Below are 19,503 nucleotides of genomic sequence, written 5' to 3' on the forward strand. Positions count from 1 at the left end.
CTGCGTTCTGCGCTGCCTGTTCTCATCTCACGACCGCGTTGCTACGGTGCCCCAGCCCTGACGCTGCATCAGATCCGAGCACACCGGGAGGCCGAGCATGCGCGCCCTCGTCGCCGCTGCCATCGGGCTGGCGGCCGCCCTCGCCCTGGTTCTCACCGTCACCGGCCTCGGCGCTCCCGAGGGCGGAACCTCCCCGAAGCCACTGCTGACCACCGTCCCCGGTCCGAAGAAGTAGGGGCACCGCCATGCGCCGCCGAGCCAGCCTCGTCCTCGTCGCCCTCGCCGTCTTCTGCGCCGCCCTCGGGCCCCTGCTGCGCTGGTACGCCTTCCCCCGCCTCGCCAAGATCCCGCCCGGTCAGTACCAGGAGATGGTGCTCGAGGCGAAGCCCGCGACCCTCCTCGACTACGGCACCCTCCAGGCGAAGGAGGTCGAGAAGGTCACCATCGTGCAGACCCTCAAGGGCAACGTGGAGGAGTCCCGGAAGATCGAACGCAGCGCCGGGCGCGATGTCGTCGTCTGGGACTGCCTCTCCTATGTACAGGGACCCGACGGCAGGATGGTCTCCCAGATCCCCGAGCGCTACATCTTCGACGCGCACAGCCAGGCACCCGTGCACGCCACCGGCGAAGCCGTCGACGGCGACGCGGTGCGGCGCGAGGGCATCGAGTTCAAGTGGCCGTTCCTCACCGAGAAGCGGGACTACGAGTACTTCGACGCCCAGACCCGTACATCCGCCCCCATCCACTACAAGGGCACCCGCACCTTCCGCGGCCTGGACGTCTATTACTTCGAGCAGACCATCGCGTGGACCAAGGTGCCGTACCCGAAGAAGATGCCGATCCCCGACGTCGACGCGACCACACTGGAAAAGCAGACCGGCACCACCCGCTGGTACACCACCAAACGCATGTTCTGGGTCGAACCGGTCACCGGAGCGCCCGTGAACGGCGAGGAGATCCACAAGGAGGAGCTGCGCGGCGGCACCCTGCTCGGCGGCCGGGACAAGGTCACCGCGTTCGCCGGGCACGTCAAGATGCGCGAGGACTACCTCGACCACACCGTCGCCCTCGTCAGCTCCCAGCGGCAGCTGGTGCTGCTGATGACGTCGTACCTCCCGTGGGGTCTCGGCACACTCGGCTGCTCACTGCTGGCTCTCTCCCTGTGGCTGGAGGCCCGCTCGCGCCGCCCGGACGACCCCGCCCCCGCGGCCGACGCCCGGACTCCCGAACCGGCAGTCAGCGGTTGAGCCGTGCCGTGGTGTGCCGGGTCGGCTGCGCTGTCGAGGGGTCCTCGGGCCACGGGTGCTTGGGATAGCGGCCCCGCAGTTCCGCGCGCACGGCCCGGTACCCCTCCCGCCAGAACGACGCCAGGTCCGCGGTCACGGCCGCGGGTCGGCCCGCCGGGGAGAGCAGATGCACCAGCACGGGCACACCCGCGACCTCCGGTGTCCGACTCAGCCCGAACAGTTCCTGCAGCTTCACCGCCAGCACCGGCTGCCCGCCGCCGTACTCGACCCGGATCCGTGAGCCGCTCGGCACCTCGATGCGCTCCGGTGCGAGTTCATCGAGCCGGGCCGCGTCACCCGTCGCCCACGGCAGCAGACGCTGCAGCGCCTGGCCGGCCTGGATCCGGGCCAGGTCCGCCCGCCGGCGGGCGCGGGACAGCTCCGGTTCGAGCCACTCGCCGGCCCGGTCCAGCAGGGCGCCGTCCGAGACCTCGGGCCAGGGATCGCCCAGCACGCCGTGCACGAACGCGAGCCGCTCGCGCAGCCCCTGTGCCTCGCGCGTCCAGCGCAGCAGCCCGAGGCCCTCGCGCCGGAGTCCTTCCAGCAGGGCCTCGCGCACGAGCGCCGGGCCGGGCTCCTTCAGCTGCCGTACGGACAGTTCCACCGCGCCCAGCCGCTCCACGTCCCGGGCGACGACATCGCCGTCCTCCCAGTGGACCTCCTCGCCCCTGCCGAGCAGATGGGAGGCGGCGCGGCAGGCGGTGTCCCGGTCGATCACGGCGGCGAGCCGCACCCGCGCGGACGCGGCGGTCGCGGCCCGGTCCGCGACGGCGACCGCCAGCCATTCAGCGCTGCCGAGCCGTGATCCGTCACCCAGCTCGCCCCCGGTTCCCGACGCCATCAGATATGCGCCCTCGCCCCGCTGCCGGGCCACCCGCTCCGGGAACGCGAGCGCCGTGACGAACCCGGCGACGATGTCGTCGGCGGCATGCCGTCCGCCGCCGACGACTGCCTGCCCGACCGTCCTGCCGCCCGCGTTGCCCGCGCGGAAGGCGGCGTGGCCGCCCGGGGCAGTGCGCCCGTCCGCATCGGCAGGGCCCCCTTCCGCAGGCCGGGCGTCGGCCCTGTCCCGGCGGTCCCCGGTGGCGTGCCGGGCGGTACCGCCCACGGGCCCGGAGTCGTCCCCGGCCCGCGGGGGTCCCGCGGTGGGTCCGGCCGCCTCGGGGCCATGCGCCGCAGTCCGCTCGTCCGCGCCGGCGGCACCGACGGCCGCTCCCGTCAGCGACGACTCCAGCCGCCGCACCTCCGCGCGCCAGCGCGCACCGTACGCGTCCGTCCCGCGGCGGGCCGTGCGCCAGGCCGCGGCCAGGTCGTCGCCGTACTCCCGCGGCGGTTCCTCGCTCAGCAGCGCGACCACCTCGGCCGCCCGGCGCGCACCCACCTCGTCGGAGCCGTCGAGCAGGGCGCGGGCCAGCCGGGGGTGCACGCCGAGCCGGGACATCCGTACGCCCCGCCCGGTTGCCCGGCCGGTGCCGTCCACCGCGCCGATCGCGGTCAGTACGGAGCGCGCGGCCGCCAGCGCTCCGGCCGGCGGCGGATCCAGCAGCGCGAGACCGGTGGCCGCCGGATCGCCCCAGCACGCCGCCTGGAGGGCGAATGCCGCCAGGTCCGCGACCTTGATCTCGGGGGAGGGGAACCTCGGCAGCCGGGCGTCCTCCGCCTCGGACCAGCAGCGGTACACGACGCCCGGCGCCTCGCGGCCCGCGCGGCCCGCCCGCTGGCGTGCCGCCGCCTGCGAGGCCCGGACCGTCGTCAGCGCGCTCAGCCCGCGCGCATGGTCCGTGCGCGGCTCTCGGGCGAGACCCGAGTCGACCACGATCCGCACGCCCGGCACGGTCAGCGACGACTCCGCGACCGAGGTCGCGAGCACGACCCGGCGGGCCGGTCCGCCCGCGAGCACCGCGTCCTGCACGGCCGCGGGCGCCCGCCCGTGCACCTGGAGCACCTCGGCGTCCACACCCGCCAGCAGTCCGGCGACCCGTGCGATCTCCCCGACACCGGGCAGAAAGCACAGCACGTCACCTGTGTGAGCGGCCAGCGCCCCTCGCACCACCGAGGCGACATGGGCCAGCAACGCCGGATCGACGCGCATCCCGTGCGGCGGCCGTACCGGACGCGCCGGGGGAGCCCACATCACCTCCACCGGATGGGCGACACCCTCGGCCGCCACCACCGGCGCGTCACCGAGCAGCCGGGACCACCCGGCCGCGTCCGTGGTCGCCGAGGCGGCCACCAGCTTCAGCTCCGGGCGCAGCGCAGCCCGTACGTCCAGCAGGAACGCGGCCACCGTGTCCGCGTCCAGATGCCGCTCATGACACTCGTCGAGCATCACCGCGTCGACGCCGGGCAGCTCCTGGTCGCGCTGCAGCCGCTGCAGCAGCACACCGGTGGTCACGACCTCCACGACCGTCTGCCGCCCCACCGCACGCTCCCCGCGCACGGTGAACCCGACCCGGCCGCCCACCCGCTCCCCGAGCAGCCACGCCATCCGCCGTGCCGCGGCCCGCGCGGCGATGCGCCGTGGCTCGGCGACCACGACCCGGGCGCCGCGCTCCGCGAGCGCAAGCGGTACGAGCGTCGTCTTGCCGGTGCCGGGCGGCGCGCACAGCACCGCGGCGCCGTGTCCCTCGAGAGCCGCCTGAAGGGCGGGCAGCGCGCTGCGGACGGGAAGCCCGAGCCCCTCGGGACGGATCACGCGCGTTCGCAGACGAAGACGGCCGTCCCCGGGATGAGGCTGCCCCGCAGCGGGGACCAGCCGCCCCACTCCTGGCTGTTCCACGCCGGCCACTCCGGCTCCACCAGATCGAGCAGCCGGAAGCCGCCCGCCACCACGTCCCGCACCCGGTCGCCCAGGGTCCTGTGGTGCTCGACGTACACCGCGCGGCCCGCCTCGTCCTGCTCGACGTACGGGGTGCGGTCGAAGTACGAGGCGGCGACCGACAGCCCCTCCGGCCCCGGCTCGTCGGGAAACGCCCAGCGGATGGGATGCGTCACCGAGAAGACCCAGCGCCCGCCCGGCCGCAGCACCCGCCTGACCTCCAGGAACACCGTCACCGGGTCGGCGACGAACGGCACCGCGCCGTATGCCGAGCACGCCAGGTCGAAGCTGCCGTCCCGGAACGGCAGCGCCCCCGCGTCCGCCTCCACGAGCGGGACGTCCCCGCCGATCCGCAGCGCGTGCTGGAGCTGGCGGTGGGACAGGTCCAGGGCGACCGGGCGGGCGCCCTGCGCGGCCAGCCAGCGCGAGCACTGCGCCGCGCCCGCGCCGATCTCCAGGACGTCCAGGCCCTTCAGTGACCCGGCGGGTCCCAGCAGCGCGGCCTCCGCCTCGTCCAGGCCCTCGGGTCCCCAGACGAACCGGTCGTCGCCCAGGAACGCGCCGTGCTCCAGCTGGTACTCGTCGGCGTTGCGGTCCCACCAGCCGCGGCTGGCCCGGCTGCTCTCCGGATCCCCGGCAATACGGCGGGTGGCTTCCGGTTCGAAATCTTGGCTCATCGTCACCGTCGTTGTAGTTTGCGTGCAGCACGCTGATGGCGGCCGGAGTCAGCCTTTGTGGCCTCGGCAAACACGAGTTGTGCCGGGTTTGGGGGGTTCTGCCCCCGCTGTGCGGCTTCGCGCATTGACCATGCCCGGCTGCCCCCGTATGCTACAAGTTGCGCTGCGGGCCTGCGCGCCTCAGACGGAGCAGGCCGCGCTCGCATCTGTATGTATCCCTCGGTTCACGAGGCGCCACCAGCAGTTCTGGATCGGCGCTTCCTAAGCTGTCCGGCTTCTACAGCTGCGATACGGGCTCTCGGCGTAGCAGTACCTACGACTTCAATGTCCGTACCGGAGCCCTTTCCCACATGACGAGCAGCACCGAGACCACCGCCACCACCCCGCAGGTTGCGGTCAACGACATCGGTAACGAGGAAGCCTTCCTCGCCGCGATCGACGAGACGATCAAGTACTTCAACGACGGCGACATCGTCGACGGCGTCATCGTGAAGGTCGACCGGGACGAGGTCCTGCTCGACATCGGTTACAAGACCGAAGGTGTCATCCCGAGCCGCGAGCTCTCGATCAAGCACGACGTCGACCCGAACGAGGTCGTCAAGGTCGGCGACGAGATCGAGGCCCTTGTTCTCCAGAAGGAGGACAAGGAAGGCCGCCTGATCCTCTCGAAGAAGCGCGCCCAGTACGAGCGTGCCTGGGGCACCATCGAGAAGATCAAGGAAGAGGACGGCATCGTCACCGGCACCGTCATCGAGGTTGTCAAGGGTGGTCTCATCCTCGACATCGGCCTCCGTGGCTTCCTGCCGGCCTCCCTCGTCGAGATGCGTCGCGTCCGCGACCTCCAGCCCTACGTGGGCAAGGAGCTCGAGGCGAAGATCATCGAGCTGGACAAGAACCGCAACAACGTGGTCCTGTCCCGCCGTGCCTGGCTCGAGCAGACCCAGTCCGAGGTGCGCCAGACGTTCCTCACCACCCTGCAGAAGGGTCAGGTCCGCTCCGGCGTCGTTTCCTCGATCGTCAACTTCGGTGCCTTCGTGGACCTGGGTGGCGTCGACGGTCTCGTCCACGTCTCCGAGCTCTCCTGGAAGCACATCGACCACCCCTCCGAGGTTGTCGAGGTCGGCCAGGAAGTCACCGTCGAGGTTCTCGACGTGGACATGGACCGCGAGCGTGTCTCCCTGTCGCTCAAGGCGACGCAGGAGGACCCGTGGCAGCAGTTCGCCCGGACCCACCAGATCGGTCAGGTCGTCCCGGGTAAGGTCACCAAGCTCGTTCCGTTCGGTGCGTTCGTGCGCGTCGACGAGGGCATCGAGGGTCTGGTCCACATCTCCGAGCTGGCCGAGCGCCACGTGGAGATCCCGGAGCAGGTCGTCCAGGTCAACGACGGAATCTTCGTCAAGGTCATCGACATCGACCTCGAGCGCCGCCGCATCAGCCTCTCGCTGAAGCAGGCCAACGAGTCCTTCGGTGCCGACCCGGCCTCGGTCGAGTTCGACCCGACCCTGTACGGCATGGCCGCGTCCTACGACGACCAGGGCAACTACATCTACCCCGAGGGCTTCGACCCGGAGACCAACGACTGGCTCGACGGCTTCGAGACCCAGCGTGAGGCGTGGGAGACGCAGTACGCCGAGGCGCAGCAGCGCTTCGAGCAGCACCAGGCCCAGGTCATCAAGTCCCGCGAGGCCGACGAGGCCGCCGCTGCCGAGGGTGGCCCCGCCGCTCCGGCCGGTGCCCCGGCGGGTGCGTCCGGCGGTTCGTACTCCTCGGAGTCGGACGACAACTCCGGCGCCCTGGCGTCGGACGAGGCGCTGGCCGCCCTGCGCGAGAAGCTGGCCGGCGGCCAGAGCTGAGGCTCTGACCCCGGGCTGGTAGACAGCTGACGTAAGGCCCGCTCCCCTCAGGGGGAGCGGGCCTTACGGCGTTCGCGGGCCACTTTGCCGGCGAACTGCGCCAGGCCGGTGGGGTGTTCGGCGGCGGAACAGGGAATGCACCTCCTCGACCACGCGTTCTTCTGTAAGGACACGAGGAGGAGCGGTATCCGTGCTTGATCCGCAGGGTTTGTACGAATGGGAGCCGAAGGGTCTGGCGGTCGTCGACATGGCGCTCGCGCAGGAGTCGGCCGGTCTGGTCATGCTGTACCACTTCGACGGCTACATCGACGCGGGCGAGACCGGCGAGCAGATCGTCGACAACCTGCTGGGTTCGCTTCCCCACCAGGTGGTGGCGCGCTTCGACCACGACCGGCTCGTGGACTACCGCGCCCGCCGTCCGCTGCTCACCTTCCGGCGTGACCGCTGGACCGGCTACGAGACCCCGACGCTGGACGTCCGGCTCCTCCAGGACGCGACGGGCGCGCCGTTCCTGCTGCTGTCCGGCCCCGAGCCGGATGTCGAGTGGGAGCGTTTCGCGGTCGCCGTGCGCCAGATCGTCGAGCGGCTCGGCGTACGGCTCGCGGTCAACTTCCACGGCATCCCGATGGGCGTCCCGCACACCCGCCCCGTCGGCCTCACCCCGCACGGCAACCGCACGGACCTCATGCCCGGTCACCGCAGCCCCTTCGACGAGGCGCAGGTCCCCGGCAGCGCCGAGTCGCTCGTGGAGTACCGCCTGATGGAATCCGGCCACGACGTGCTGGGAGTCGCCGCGCATGTGCCGCACTACGTCGCCCGCTCCTCGTACCCGGACGCGGCGCTGACCGCGCTGGAGGCGATCACGGCCGCGACGGGCCTCGTGCTGCCTGCCGTCGCGCACACACTGCGCACCGAGGCGCACCGTACCCAGACCGAGATCGAGCGCCAGATCGGCGAGGGCGACGAAGAGCTCGTGGCGCTCGTGCAGGGCCTTGAGCACCAGTACGACGCGGTGGCGGGCGCCGAGACCAGGGGCAATCTGGTCGCCGAGCCGGTCGACCTGCCGTCTGCCGACGAGCTCGGCCGCGAGTTCGAGCGCTTCCTGGCGGAGCGCGAGGGTGAGGCCTGAGGAGGCTCGCGTAGGCTGCCGCCATGCTGACCGTGGGGTTGACCGGCGGAATCGGAGCCGGAAAGAGCGAAGTGTCCCGGCTACTGGTGTCGTACGGGGCGGTGCTGATCGACGCCGACCGGATCGCCCGCGAGGTCGTCGAGCCCGGCACGCCGGGGCTCGCGGCCGTCGTCGACGCCTTCGGCACCGGCATTCTGACGCCGGACGGCACCCTGGACCGGCCGAAGCTCGGCACCATCGTCTTCGCCGACGCCGAGCGCCTCGCCACGCTGAACGCGATCGTCCATCCGCTGGTCGGCGCGCGCTCCACGGAACTTCAGGGTGCTGCGGGCGCGGACGCCGTGGTCGTCCACGACGTACCACTGCTCACCGAGAACAAGCTGGCGCCGCTGTACGACCTGGTCGTGGTGGTGGACGCGGCCCCCGAGACACAGCTCGACCGGCTGGTGCGGCTGCGCGGCATGGCGGAGTCCGAGGCCCGGGCGCGGATGGCGGCACAGGCCACCCGTGAGGAGCGGCGGGCGGTCGCCGATCTGCTGATCGACAACGACGGACCGCTGGAGAAGCTGGAACCGCAGGTCCGCAGGGTGTGGGAGGAGCTCTCCCGGCGGGCGGTGTCCGCCGGCTGATCCGCAGGCGGCCGTGACACCGGGGCGCGGCCGGAATAGCGTTGCCGGATGCGGTGTTGCAACCGGGCGTCGAAGGGAAGGATGCCTCCGTGGCGAACAGCAACCCGGATACGCACGTCATCGACTTCCGCGCGGCCGAGCAGTTGCTGGCCGCGCGTGATCCGCGTGGTGCCGTGAAACTGCTGGACTCGGTCATCGCAGCCCACCCCGAGAACACGGCGGCCAGGCTGCTGCGTGCCCGGGCCTTCTTCGCCGCGGCACAACTGCGTCCGGCAGAGCTCGAGTTCGAGCTGGTCCTGGAGCGGGAGCCGGACAATGCCTTCGCTCACTTCGCACTGGCCCGGACGTTCGAGCGGGCAGGGCGGCCGGAACAGGCGAAGCGGCACTTCCGCCTGGCGGCCGCGCTGGACCCCAAGCCCGAATATCTGAAGGCCGCCGGCTTCGAGGGCGGGGCCTGACGCCGGTGCCGCTCGCGGCGGCGGCGCATCAGCCGTGGTCGGGCTCGTACGGCGGGATGTTGCGGCCCGGCTGGTAGTGCGGCCCCTGGTGGATATGGCGCAGCACCAACGCCAGGTCCACGGTCACGATCACGAGCAGCACCCCGCACGCCGCCGCCCAGCCCGGGCGCCCGGCGAGCGCGAACGCCGTCGTGCCCCCGGCCGCCCAGATCAGGCCCCACAGACTCAGCCAGAACCGCAGCCGCAGCGGACTGCGCGCGGTGATCGGCTCGTTCCCGGTACGCATGGTCATCGCCTCTTCCCTTCCAGCATGCACCCGCTTTCCGGAACAGCGATGAGTTCTGGGCGCCGCGGTCGTCCACCTCCTGAACGCGCTGCCGAGCGCGGGAGAACTCACCGGAGGGGACCACGATGTCTGCAACGTCCACCACTGCCACCGCCACCGCCGCAGGGCCTGGGCGCCGTACGGACCTCGCGGTGCGTGCCCTGCAGGTCGTGCTCGCGCTGTTCTTCGCCGTCGCCAGCGCTGCTCCGAAGCTCGTCGCGCATTCCTCGGCGACCGAGAGCTTCGACAGGATCGGCCACGGCGACTGGTACATGTACCTCGTCGGCGCCCTGGAGCTGGCCGGCGCGATCGCGCTCGTGATCCCGGTTCTGTCCGGCCTCTCGGCGCTCGCCCTGATGGGACTGATGGTCGGGGCGTTCCTGACCCAGGTCGTGGTGTTCGACGGGCAGTACGCGGTGACGCCGGTCGTCTTCTTCGTCCTGCTGGCCGTGGTCGCCCGGGTCCGTCGCCGGCGCACGGCGGAGCTCTTCGCCCTGGTGCGCGGGAGCGCCTGAGGGGCGGAGGCCGGCCGCGCGCAGGTACCGGCGGCCGCGAGTGCGGGGGTGCGGGAATGAGGGTTCGCCCCGCCGGGCATAACGGACATACCGTGGTACTCATCCTCGCGATATCCACCTCGGACGACAGGGGGTGCCCCGATGGTCGAGGACCTGGTGGTGGCCGGTGTGGCGGCCGCCTCGGTGTGTGCGGTGTACGTGGCCGCGGCGGCGAAGGTCGTGAAGCAGTACGAACGGGGCATCGTGTTCCGCCTCGGGCGGCTGCGGAACCGGATCCGCCAGCCCGGATTCACCATGATCGTTCCCGGGGTCGACAGGCTGCGCAAGGTGAACATGCAGATCGTGACCCTGCCCATCCCGGCCCAGGAGGGCATCACCCGGGACAACGTCACGGTGCGGGTCGACGCGGTCGTCTACTTCCGGGTGATCGACCCGGCCAACGCCGTCATCGAGGTCGAGGACTACCGCTTCGCTGTGTCGCAGATGGCCCAGACGTCGCTGCGCTCCATCATCGGCAAGAGCGATCTGGACGACCTGCTCTGCAACCGCGAGAAGCTCAACCAGGGGCTCGAGCTGATGATCGACAGCCCTGCGGTCGGCTGGGGTGTGCAGGTCGACCGGGTGGAGATCAAGGATGTGTCGCTGCCGGAGGCCATGAAGCGGTCGATGGCACGACAGGCCGAGGCCGACCGTGAGCGGCGCGCCCGGGTCATCAACGCCGATGCCGAGCTGCAGGCATCGGTGAAGCTGTCCGAGGCCGCGAGGGAGATGTCGAAGCAGCCGGCCGCGCTGCAGCTGCGACTGCTGCAGACCGTGGTCGCCGTCGCCGCCGAGAAGAACTCCACGCTGGTGCTGCCGTTCCCTGTGGAGCTGCTGCGTTTCCTGGAGCGGGCTCAGCAGCCCGGACCGGCGGGCACGCTGCCGCCGCAGACGGCTGACCAGACGGCTGACCAGACGGCTGACCAGACGGCTGACCAGGCGGCTGACCAGGCGGCACTGGAACCCGGGACGCCGGAACCCGGGACGCCGGAGCGGGCGGCGGTTGCCCGGCCGGTGGACGGTCGGGCCGCTGTGGAGGAACCGGTGCCCGAACGGTCCGCGCTCGGCGCCCCGGCGCAAGGGTGGCCGGATCCCGACGGTGGCGGACAGGGGTCCGAGGTCGCATCGGGGTCCGTGGAGGCGCTGGCCGAGGCGCGGGTGCAGGAGCGACGTGACCCGTCGCGGCTTCCGCCCGCAGGACCGTCCGCCGCAGCCTGACAAGCCGCCCATCGCCGATGTATTCACAGGTCACAGCGGTGACCGGGGCCATTGTCGGACCCTGCCCGTAAGGTCGTGGATCGAGTGATCCGGTGCTCGGGCGCTGCGGCGTCCGGGCACGGCGACGGCCCGAGGGGAGGTGGCCCTGATGATCCTGGACGCGAGTCCGGCGCATCCGCTGCGCGCCTGCGCGGCGGTCTTCGTGCCCGCCGGTCTGCCACGCGAGGGCCGCGTCGCCTTCTGGAACCCGGACGGCGGCCCGGTCCCGGACCTGGTGGGCGCCGAGACCGAAGCGCCGGGTGCCGCAGACGGCGGCAGTGGCCGGCTCACCGTCGTGCGGCCGCACGGCGCAGGGGTGCGAAGCCGCACCGTGCCCGCCGTACTGCTGCCGGTGGCCGAGGCCCTGCCGCTGCTGGCCCGGGCCCGTCATGATCCGGCCGCACACCCTGCGGCAGCCTGCTGGGGCGCCGCGGCGCTGCACGCCCTTCATCTGGTGGCGCGCGGCCGTCTGCTGCCCGGCCTGACCGCGCACGACCACGACGCCTGGCGGGCCGGACCGCTGGACGCCGACGACATCGCCCAGCTGCGCGCCATCGCGGCCGCCATGCCGTACGAAGCGCATGCCGCGCCCTTTCCCGGGCTGCGCCCGCTGCGGCTGCCCGATCCTGAGGCCTTGGTGCGCGCGTTCTTCGACGCGGTCGCCGACACCCTGCCGCGTACCCCGTCCGCCGCGCACGCCGCGGGTGCGCCGTTCGCGGCGGCGGGTGCACAGCATCTGCCTGCCGCGCGCGAGTGGGCCGCCGAGGCGGCAGCGGGCATGGACGCCGGGGTGCGCGTCTCGCTGCGCCTGGACCTGTCCGCGTTCGAGCTCTTCGACACGGCTGACGAGGACGGTGCCGAGCGCAGTGCCGGGGCCGCCCTGGTCCAGGTGCACAGCCTTGCCGACCCGACGCTCGTGAGGGACGCCGCACGGCTGTGGGCGGGCGACGGCGACGAGCACTTCGGGCCCCGCGCCCGGATCGATGCCGTGCTGGCACTGCGCCGCGCCGCCCGGGTCTGGTCGCCGCTGACGCGGTTGCTGGAGCGGGACGTGCCGGACGTGCTGCCGCTGACCGAGGACGAGCTGTACGAGCTGCTGGGGCCCGGCGCGGCGCGCCTGGACGCCGCAGGAGTCGCCGTCCACTGGCCCAGGGAGCTGGCGCGGACTCTCACCGCCGCGGCGGTCGTACGGCCCGCGCCCGGCTCGGCCACCGACGGTACGCCGTTCTTTGACAGCGACGAACTGCTCAAGTTCAACTGGCAGCTGGCGTTGGACGGCGAGCCGCTCACCGAGGGGGAGATGGACGCGCTGGCCGAGTCCCACCGTCCTGTCGTGAGGCTGCGGGACCGATGGGTCGTGGTCGATCCCGACCTCGTACGCAAGGCGCGCAAGCGGGAGTTGGGGCTGCTCGAGCCCGTCGACGCGCTCGCCGTCGCGCTGACCGGTACCGCCGAGGTGGACGGCGAGACGGTGGAGGCGGTGCCGACCGGCGCGCTGGAGCGCCTGCGCGACCGGCTCAGCGCCGTGGCCGCTCCCGTCGAGGCACCGGCCGGCCTGCATGCCACCCTGCGCGAGTACCAGCTGCGCGGGCTGGCCTGGCTGGATCTGATGACCGGCCTCGGGCTCGGCGGCTGCCTCGCCGACGACATGGGGCTCGGCAAGACGGTCACCGTGATCGCCCTCCATCTGCGCCGCGCACGCAAGGCACCGACTCTCGTCGTCTGCCCGGCCTCGCTCCTCGGCAACTGGCAGCGGGAGATCGCCCGTTTCGCCCCCGGCGTGCCGGTGCGCCGCTTCCACGGCACCGAGCGCTCCCTTCCCGGACCGGACGAGGAGCCCGGCGGCACGTTCGACGCCGGGACCGGCGAGGTGCCGGCCGGCGGCTTCGTGCTGACCACCTACGGCACGATGCGCACCAGCGCCGAGCGGCTGGCCGCGCACACCTGGGGCATGGTGGTCGCCGATGAGGCGCAGCACGTGAAGAACCCGTTCTCGGCGACCGCCAAGGCGCTGCGCACCATTGCGACCCCGGCCCGCGTCGCCCTGACCGGCACCCCGGTGGAGAACAACCTCTCCGAGCTGTGGGCGCTGCTCGACTGGACGACACCGGGTCTGCTCGGCCCGCTGGGGGCCTTCCGCGCCCGCCATGCCCGCCTGGTGGAGCTGGGTGAGGACGACGAGGCGGCCCAGCGGCTGGCCCGGCTGGTCCGCCCCTTCCTGCTGCGGCGAAGGAAGTCCGATCCGGGCATCGTTCCGGAGCTCCCCCCGAAGACCGAGACCGACCACCCCGTCGCGCTCACCCGCGAACAGGCGTCCTTGTACGAAGCGGTCGTGCGGGAGGCGATGGCGGCAATCGAGGGCGCGGAGGGCATCGCCCGCCGCGGCCTCGTGATGAAGCTGCTGACCTCCCTCAAGCAGATCTGCAACCATCCGGCGCAGTTTCTCGAGGAGTCCGGGACGGCAGGCGCCGGCCCCCGGCTCGGCGGCCGCTCCGGCAAACTCGCCCTCCTCGACGAACTGCTGGACACGATCCTGTCGGAGGACGGCTCGGTCCTGGTCTTCACCCAGTACGTCTCCATGGCCCGGCTGCTGTCGGCCCATCTCGCGGCCCGCGCGATCCCGAGCCTGCTCCTGCACGGCGGCACGCCGGTGGCCGAGCGCGAGCGCATGGTCGACCGTTTCCAGTCCGGTGAGGTCCCGGTGTTCATCCTCTCCCTGAAGGCGGCAGGCACCGGCCTGAACCTCACCCGTGCCGGCCATGTCGTCCACTTCGACCGCTGGTGGAACCCCGCGGTGGAGGAGCAGGCGACGGACCGGGCGTACCGCATCGGCCAGACCCAGCCCGTGCAGGTCCACCGGCTGGTGGCGGAGGGCACCGTGGAGGACCGCATCGCCGAGATGCTCGCCGCCAAGCGGGCGCTGGCGGACGCGGTTCTGGGCGCGGGTGAGGCGGCCCTGACCGAGCTGACCGACCGTGAGCTGGCCGATCTCGTCTCTCTGCGGAGGTCCGCATGAAAAGGCCGGACCGCGCGCGCACCGGGCCGGCCCGTCCCGGATCCCGTCCCGGTTCCCTGCCCGGGCACGACGACCACCGCCGTACCTTCCCCGCCCTGGAGCCGCTCGGCGGCGAGGAGGCCGCGGCCACCTGGTGGGGCCATGCCTGGGTGGACGCCCTGGAGGACATGGCCCTCGACCAGGCCCGGCTGCTCCGCGGCCGTGCCTATGCCCGCGGGGGGAACGTCGCGGCGATCACCGTCACCCCCGGCCGCGTCATGGCGTACGTCCACGGCAGCAGGCCGCGCCCGTACCGCACGGAGATCCGCCTGCGCACCCTCACCGACGACGAGTGGGAGGACTTCCTCGCAGCCGCCGCGGCCCGGCCGGACCACATCGCGGCGCTGCTCGACAAGGACGTGCCGCACGGCCTGGCGGCCGCCGTCGATCTGCTGCCCGCACCCGGCGACCTGATCCCCGACTGCTCCTGCCCGGACGACGGTTATCCCTGCAAGCATGTGGCGGCCCTGTGCTACCAGACGGCCAGACTGCTGGACCAGGACCCGTTCGTGCTGTTCCTGATGCGCGGTCGCGGCGAGCGGGAGATCCTCGCCGCACTGGCCCGCCGCAATGCCACACGATCGGCTGCCGAGCGGACCACCACCGCGGCCGACGCCCCCATGGCGACCGTCCCCGCCCGCTCGGCCGTCGCCGAGAGGTCGCGGCCCGCGCTTCCGCCGCCCTTCCCGGCCCCCGACCGGGCCGGCCGGCCGCCGTCGTATCCGCATGCGCCCGGCGCGCCCGACCCGCTCGCGCTGGACCTGCTGGCCGGCGAGGCCGCCGCACGCGCCCACACTCTCCTGGTCACCGGGCGGGACCCCGTCGCGCACCTGACGCAATGGCAGGACGCGGTCCGGCTGGCCGCAGGCCATCCCGGCTCGGGGCTGACGGCCTCCACCCGCGCCCTCTACCGCGATCTCGCAGCGGCCTCCGGCCGCACCCCCACCGACCTGGCGCGCGCCGTCGCTGCCTGGCGGCAGGGCGGACTCGCAGCCCTCGCCGTACTGGAAGAGCCGTGGGACCCGCCCGCGGGTCCCTTCGACCGGGCCCGGCCCGCTCTCATCGCCGCGGACTTCCCGCCGTTCCGCCCCTGGCGCAACCAGCTCTCCAGCCTCCCGCAGCCTCCCGGCGGGGGTGCCACCCTGCTGCAGCTGCGCTTCGGCCGCGACGGCCTCTGGTACGGCTACGAGTCGGACCCGGACCGTGAGGACTGGTGGCCACGGGGGACCCCCGACGCGGACCCGGTGGGAGCACTCACCTCCTTCGCCGGCGGCTGACCGACCGGCTCACGGCATCGCGGCCACGCCGGCGCACAGCGCACCCGCCTTCGGACGTATGCGCGACCGTTGTCGACGGCCGGATCCCGATACGGGACCGGACCGCTGACCCTCGGGGTGCCCGCCATCGCCACCGAGCTCGCAGAACGGCCGCCCGCGCCGCCCCCGCGACCCGCGGACGCCGTATCCAGAAGGGTGACGGCCAGTTCGACACATTGCGCACCCGATGGGGTGAATGGAGGTTTCACCAGAACCGATGAGGCCTCGCGGCGTTATTTCCGGTGCGGGCGAGTGTCCCGAGATTATCTTCCGAAAGCAGGGAACTATGAGGCAGGTTCACCGAAAGGGCCTGACCACCGTGATGCTCACGGGTGGCGCGTTGGCCATGGCGACGGGATACGCGCAGGCGGACTCCAGCGCGAGCGGCGGCGCGTCCAACTCACCGGGAGTGCTGTCCGGCAATGCGGTGCAGATCCCGGTGAACGTTCCGGTCAACGTGTGCGGCAACACGGTCGACGTCGTCGGACTGCTGAACCCGGCGGCCGGCAACCGGTGCTCCAACGACTCGAGCGGTGCCGCCGTCTCGGGCGGCTCGCGTGCCGGCGTCGTGCACCAGGGCGGCACCCGCGCCCCGGGCTCTCTTGCCAACGGCGGCGGCGCGAGGGCCGACGGTGCAGCGGAGAACTCCCCGGGCGTCCTCACCGGCAACGGCGTCCAGCTGCCCGTCGACCTGCCGCTCAATGTCAGCGGCAACTCGGTGAACGTCGTCGGCATCGGCAACCCCGCCGTCGGCAACTCGTCGGAGAACGTCTCGGGCAAGCCGCCGGTCACACCGCCGAGGACCGTACCGCCGCAGACCGAGCCGCCCCTCGGCGAGAGCGGGGCCAGGGGCCCGTCCCTGGCGCAGACCGGCAGCGACGCGCTGGCGTTCGCCGTACCCGCGGGTGCGACCATGCTGCTCGGCGGCCTGGTGCTCTACCGCCGCTTCCGGCCCGCGCAGCAGTCGGCGCGCGCCTGACCCGGCTACGAGCACCACGACGCCAGCACCGCGTCGATCGTCGACGCCACCCGCGCCCGCGCCTCGTGGCGGGTGACCCCGGCCATCAGCAGCGCGTCGTACGGGGTGTCGAGATGCCGTACGGAAGCCCGGACAGCGGCGGTGACCGCCTCCTGCTCCATGGAGCGGCCCGCCGCCGTCCGGCCCACCCGGCCGCTGCCGCGCACCGAGGCATGCGCGGCGATGCCGGCGGCACGCTCGGCAGGACAGCCCGGAAACAGCCGGCGGATCTCGGCGCAGAGTTCGGCGGTGAACCGCACGTCCTCGGCCGCCCTCCGTACGGCATCCCGCTCCCGACGCCGGGCCCGGGCGTCCGCATCGGCGAGGCAGGCCGACTCGGCGCGGGCGAGAGCCGCCTCCTCGACCAGCAGCCCCTGGCGCTCGTAGCGCCCCCGGCGCCGGTGGAAGCGCACCACGACCGCGCACAGCGAACTGGCCTCGCGCGCCCGCCGGGTGAGCGCCGCACTGCCCCGCGGCAGATACACCAGATGGGCAAGATCCGCGCAGTCCAGGCAGATGGGGCGACGGAACTCGAGCACATGCAGCGTGAGCGGTCCGCGGCGGCACTCCGCGCAGTGTTTGTCCTTCAGTGGTTCGATGACCACCAGGTCCATGCCCGGAGCGTACCCACACCCACTGTCCCGATACGCTCGGCCCTCATGACGCTGCACTGTGCCGTTCTCGACGACTTCCAGGGTGTCGCACTCTCCCACGCGGACTGGTCCTCGCTCGGGGATGCCGTCGAAGTCCGGGCGCTTCGCACCCATTTCACCTCCGAGGAGGACGTCGCCGACGCCGTCGGCGACTGCGAGATCCTGGTCGTGATGCGTGAGCGCACCCCCTTCGCCGCGTCCCTTTTCGCCCGGCTGCCGCGGCTGCGTCTGCTGATCACCTCGGGCATGCGCAACGCCTCGATCGATCTCGCGGCGGCCGCCCGGCACGGCGTCACCGTGTGCGGCACCGCCAGCAGTTCCACACCGCCCGCCGAGCTGACCTGGGCGCTGATCCTGGGCCTTGCCCGCCATGTCGTCGAGGAGAGCACCGCTCTGCGACACGGCGGCCCTTGGCAGTCCACGATCGGCAGCGACCTGCACGGGCGTCGCCTCGCCGTCCTCGGCCTGGGGAAGATCGGCACCCAGGTCGCCCGCGTAGGAAAGGCCTTCGGTATGGAGGTGACGGCCTGGAGCCGGAACCTCACCGACGAGCGGGCCGCCGAACACGGCGTCGTACGGGCGAAGTCGCTGGACGAGCTCCTCGAGGCCGGTGACGTCGTGTCGGTGCATCTGCAGCTCAGCGACCGTACCCGGGGTCTGATCGGCGCGGCCGAGCTGCGGCGGATGCGCGGTACCGCGTACCTCGTCAACACCTCGCGGGCCGCGATCGTCGATCAGCAGGCGCTCGCCCGTGCCCTGCGCGAGGGATGGATCGCCGGAGCGGGGTCGGACGTCTTCGAGACCGAGCCACTGCCGGCCGACGACCCGCTGCGCACGGCTCCCCGCTTCCTCGGGCTGCCGCATCTCGGCTATGTCACCCACGGCAACTATGAGCGCTACTACGGCGAAGCGGTCGAGAACATCGCTGCATACCTCGCGGGCACGCCGGTCCGTACGCTCACCGAGGCGGCCGAGTAGCCCCCGGGGGCGGTCCTCAGCGGACTCCCGGAGCCGCGGCGCCGATGAACTCCGACAGCGTCTCGCGGGCCTGCTCGGAACGTTCCGCCCGGTCGTCCTCGTCCTGCGCCTCGTGCATGCAGTTGGTCACCTCGAAGGCGGCCGCGGCAAGCTCCAGCGCAGCCGTGTCGTCACATACCAACTGGACGCGGATCAGTGCCTGATGGGCGGCGGAGCGCAGACGGTAGGAGTCGATCCGGGACTGTTCGGCCACCGCGCTGCCCGGGGCCTCCTGGCCCCGGTGCCAGCGGTCGTTCTGACCGCGGCGGTAGTCGACGAGAGCGTCCGCGAACGAGCTGTACGCCGAGATCCTTTCCTGGCGAAGCTGTTCGGCACGGGCGAGGGCGGCGGTCCGCTCAGCCGTCTGCCGCTGGAAGAAGTGGGTCGCCACCGAGCCGAGCAGGGTGCCTACGACCGCGATGACGGCTGTCCACATGGTGCCTCAATTCCCGTGCTCCGAATAATCGATCGATCGATTCGAGCGGTACTGCTAGCTTCACCTGCGTGGCGAAACTCAATCAGATCATCGCAGTGGAGAAAGGCGTCAAGTCCAAGGCGCATCAGGACCTGACGGCGGCCCATCACGGGCTCCAGAAGCCTGCCCTGCTCGCCGGTATCTCGCGGACGTACCAGCCGAAGGACGAGGAGGGCGAGCAGCTGCCGCCCGAGTCCACCCGGGTGCAGGTCAAGGCCGAGGACGTGCTGCGCGAGACGGCCAAGACGCTGACCAGGCTGTTCGATGTGACTGCCACCAAGGACTGGGCCAACTGCGCGGCGCGCGCGGATGTGACCGTGGACGGGCGCGTGCTGGTGAGCGATGTGCCGGTCGCGTATCTGCTCTTCCTCGAGAAGCAGCTGACCGACATCAACACCTTTGTGCGCAAGCTTCCGGTGCTGGACGCCTCCGAGTCGTGGACGCAGGACCCGTCGACCGATGCCTGGAAGACCGAGGCCGTGCGGACGCTGCGGACCAAGAAGGTGCCGCGCAACCATGTGAAGGCCGAAGCCACCGAGAAGCACCCGGCGCAGGTCGAGGTGTACTACGAGGACGTGCCGGTGGGTTACTGGACCACCGTGAAGTTCTCCGGCGCGCTGCCGGCCCGGCGGGTGAACGAGCTCCTGGACCGGGTGGAGAAGCTCCAGCAGGCCGTGAAGTTCGCTCGTGAGGAGGCGAACGGCGCGGAGGTCACCGACCAGCGGGTGGGTGACGCGGTCTTCGGCTATCTCTTCGGATAGCCCCATGAACCCCCCGTCCGCCGGAGCGCGGGCGGGGTGCGCGAGGAGCGCAAAGCTGAAACTGAAGCTTGTCGTGAACCACGCGGTCCCAGTGGAGGTTCGAGTCCTCCCCCCGGCACCACAGGCCGGGGTGGCCCAACTCGGCAGAGGCAGACCGCGATGAATCTCAGACTCTCGCTCCAGACTCAGCATTCGCCGCTCATCGCCGGATCGACCGGGCCC

18 protein-coding genes are annotated in these 19,503 nt (G+C 72.1%); 13 read left to right on the forward strand and 5 right to left on the reverse strand.

The genetic code is table 11. The features are described from left to right. Nucleotides 1–97 precede the first annotated feature (97 nt). Together ABZ208_RS25810 and ABZ208_RS25815 are read left to right on the forward strand one after the other, a co-directional pair. On the forward strand, nt 98–235 hold the full coding sequence (locus ABZ208_RS25810; protein ID WP_356911843.1) for an SPW_0924 family protein: 138 nt from the start codon (nt 98–100) through the stop codon (nt 233–235). A 10-nt stretch (nt 236–245) separates the two neighbouring features. Beyond that, nucleotides 246–1,247, forward strand: a complete 1,002-nt coding sequence (locus ABZ208_RS25815; RefSeq protein ID WP_356911844.1) for a DUF3068 domain-containing protein — start codon at nt 246–248, stop codon at nt 1,245–1,247. Here ABZ208_RS25815 and ABZ208_RS25820 read toward each other — a convergent pair. Further along, entirely contained in the window at nt 1,237–3,981 is a 2,745-nt protein-coding gene (locus ABZ208_RS25820) for an ATP-dependent helicase C-terminal domain-containing protein (protein WP_356911845.1), read from the reverse strand. The two genes, ABZ208_RS25815 and ABZ208_RS25820, sit on opposite strands and share 11 nt — an antisense overlap. After that, nucleotides 3,978–4,781 carry a class I SAM-dependent methyltransferase gene (locus ABZ208_RS25825; RefSeq protein WP_356911846.1) on the reverse strand — a complete coding sequence of 268 codons (804 nt, stop codon included), beginning with the start codon at nt 4,779–4,781 and terminating at the stop codon, nt 3,978–3,980. Before ABZ208_RS25825 ends, ABZ208_RS25820 begins: the two co-directional genes overlap by 4 nt. A 350-nt stretch (nt 4,782–5,131) precedes the next feature. On the opposite strand from ABZ208_RS25825, the gene rpsA reads away from it, so the two are divergent. The 4 genes from rpsA to ABZ208_RS25845 all read left to right on the forward strand — a co-directional run bounded on the left by rpsA (nt 5,132) and on the right by ABZ208_RS25845 (nt 8,850). Continuing rightward, on the forward strand, nt 5,132–6,634 hold the full coding sequence (gene rpsA, locus ABZ208_RS25830; protein ID WP_328401903.1) for a 30S ribosomal protein S1: 1,503 nt from the start codon (nt 5,132–5,134) through the stop codon (nt 6,632–6,634). Nucleotides 6,635–6,824: 190 nt separating this feature from the next. Beyond that, nucleotides 6,825–7,763 (forward strand): PAC2 family protein, encoded by a 939-nt coding sequence (locus tag ABZ208_RS25835; protein WP_356911847.1) that lies wholly within the window; start codon nt 6,825–6,827, stop codon nt 7,761–7,763. 23 nt (nt 7,764–7,786) lie between these two features. Next, a complete protein-coding gene (coaE, locus tag ABZ208_RS25840) occupies nt 7,787–8,392 on the forward strand; it encodes a dephospho-CoA kinase (protein ID WP_356911848.1) in 606 nt (201 codons plus the stop codon). An 89-nt stretch (nt 8,393–8,481) separates the two neighbouring features. Beyond that, nucleotides 8,482–8,850, forward strand: a complete 369-nt coding sequence (locus ABZ208_RS25845; protein ID WP_356911849.1) for a tetratricopeptide repeat protein — start codon at nt 8,482–8,484, stop codon at nt 8,848–8,850. A gap of 28 nt (nt 8,851–8,878) precedes the next feature. Here ABZ208_RS25845 and ABZ208_RS25850 read toward each other — a convergent pair whose 3' ends face one another. Continuing rightward, the gene (locus tag ABZ208_RS25850) at nt 8,879–9,136 is read right to left on the reverse strand and encodes a DUF6343 family protein (protein ID WP_356911884.1); all 258 of its coding nucleotides are present in this window, start codon (nt 9,134–9,136) and stop codon (nt 8,879–8,881) included. Between the two features lie 125 nt (nt 9,137–9,261). Between ABZ208_RS25850 and ABZ208_RS25855 the strand changes: the two genes are divergently transcribed. The 5 genes from ABZ208_RS25855 (at nt 9,262) to ABZ208_RS25875 (ending at nt 16,336) form a co-directional block, all read left to right on the forward strand. After that, a complete protein-coding gene (locus ABZ208_RS25855; protein WP_356911850.1) occupies nt 9,262–9,690 on the forward strand; it encodes a DoxX family protein in 429 nt (142 codons plus the stop codon). 141 nt (nt 9,691–9,831) lie between these two features. Continuing rightward, nucleotides 9,832–10,947 (forward strand): slipin family protein, encoded by a 1,116-nt coding sequence (locus tag ABZ208_RS25860; protein ID WP_356911851.1) that lies wholly within the window; start codon nt 9,832–9,834, stop codon nt 10,945–10,947. Nucleotides 10,948–11,095: 148 nt separating this feature from the next. Then, a complete protein-coding gene (locus ABZ208_RS25865; protein WP_356911852.1) occupies nt 11,096–14,002 on the forward strand; it encodes a DEAD/DEAH box helicase in 2,907 nt (968 codons plus the stop codon). Then, a complete protein-coding gene (locus ABZ208_RS25870; protein ID WP_356911853.1) occupies nt 13,999–15,318 on the forward strand; it encodes an SWIM zinc finger family protein in 1,320 nt (439 codons plus the stop codon). Before ABZ208_RS25865 ends, ABZ208_RS25870 begins: the two co-directional genes overlap by 4 nt. Nucleotides 15,319–15,643: 325 nt before the next feature. Beyond that, a complete protein-coding gene (locus tag ABZ208_RS25875; RefSeq protein WP_356911854.1) occupies nt 15,644–16,336 on the forward strand; it encodes a chaplin in 693 nt (230 codons plus the stop codon). 5 nt (nt 16,337–16,341) lie between these two features. Here the strand turns inward: ABZ208_RS25875 and ABZ208_RS25880 are convergent, their stop codons facing one another. After that, nucleotides 16,342–16,989 (reverse strand): DUF2293 domain-containing protein, encoded by a 648-nt coding sequence (locus tag ABZ208_RS25880; RefSeq protein ID WP_356911855.1) that lies wholly within the window; start codon nt 16,987–16,989, stop codon nt 16,342–16,344. Between the two features lie 45 nt (nt 16,990–17,034). Here ABZ208_RS25880 and ABZ208_RS25885 point away from each other — a divergent pair, with 45 nt between their 5' ends. Beyond that, the gene (locus tag ABZ208_RS25885; RefSeq protein WP_356911856.1) at nt 17,035–18,006 is read left to right on the forward strand and encodes a D-2-hydroxyacid dehydrogenase family protein; all 972 of its coding nucleotides are present in this window, start codon (nt 17,035–17,037) and stop codon (nt 18,004–18,006) included. A gap of 16 nt (nt 18,007–18,022) precedes the next feature. On the opposite strand, the gene ABZ208_RS25890 is transcribed toward ABZ208_RS25885, so the two are convergent. Beyond that, nucleotides 18,023–18,481, reverse strand: coding sequence for a hypothetical protein (locus ABZ208_RS25890; protein ID WP_356911857.1), 459 nt, complete (start codon nt 18,479–18,481; stop codon nt 18,023–18,025). Nucleotides 18,482–18,549: 68 nt separating this feature from the next. Between ABZ208_RS25890 and ABZ208_RS25895 the strand changes: the two genes are divergently transcribed. Further along, on the forward strand, nt 18,550–19,281 hold the full coding sequence (locus ABZ208_RS25895; RefSeq protein WP_356911858.1) for a hypothetical protein: 732 nt from the start codon (nt 18,550–18,552) through the stop codon (nt 19,279–19,281). The last annotated feature ends 222 nt before the right edge of the window (nt 19,282–19,503 follow it).

The sequence above is a fragment of the Streptomyces sp. NPDC006208 genome, assembly GCF_040613775.1.
Taxonomy (GTDB): domain Bacteria; phylum Actinomycetota; class Actinomycetes; order Streptomycetales; family Streptomycetaceae; genus Streptomyces.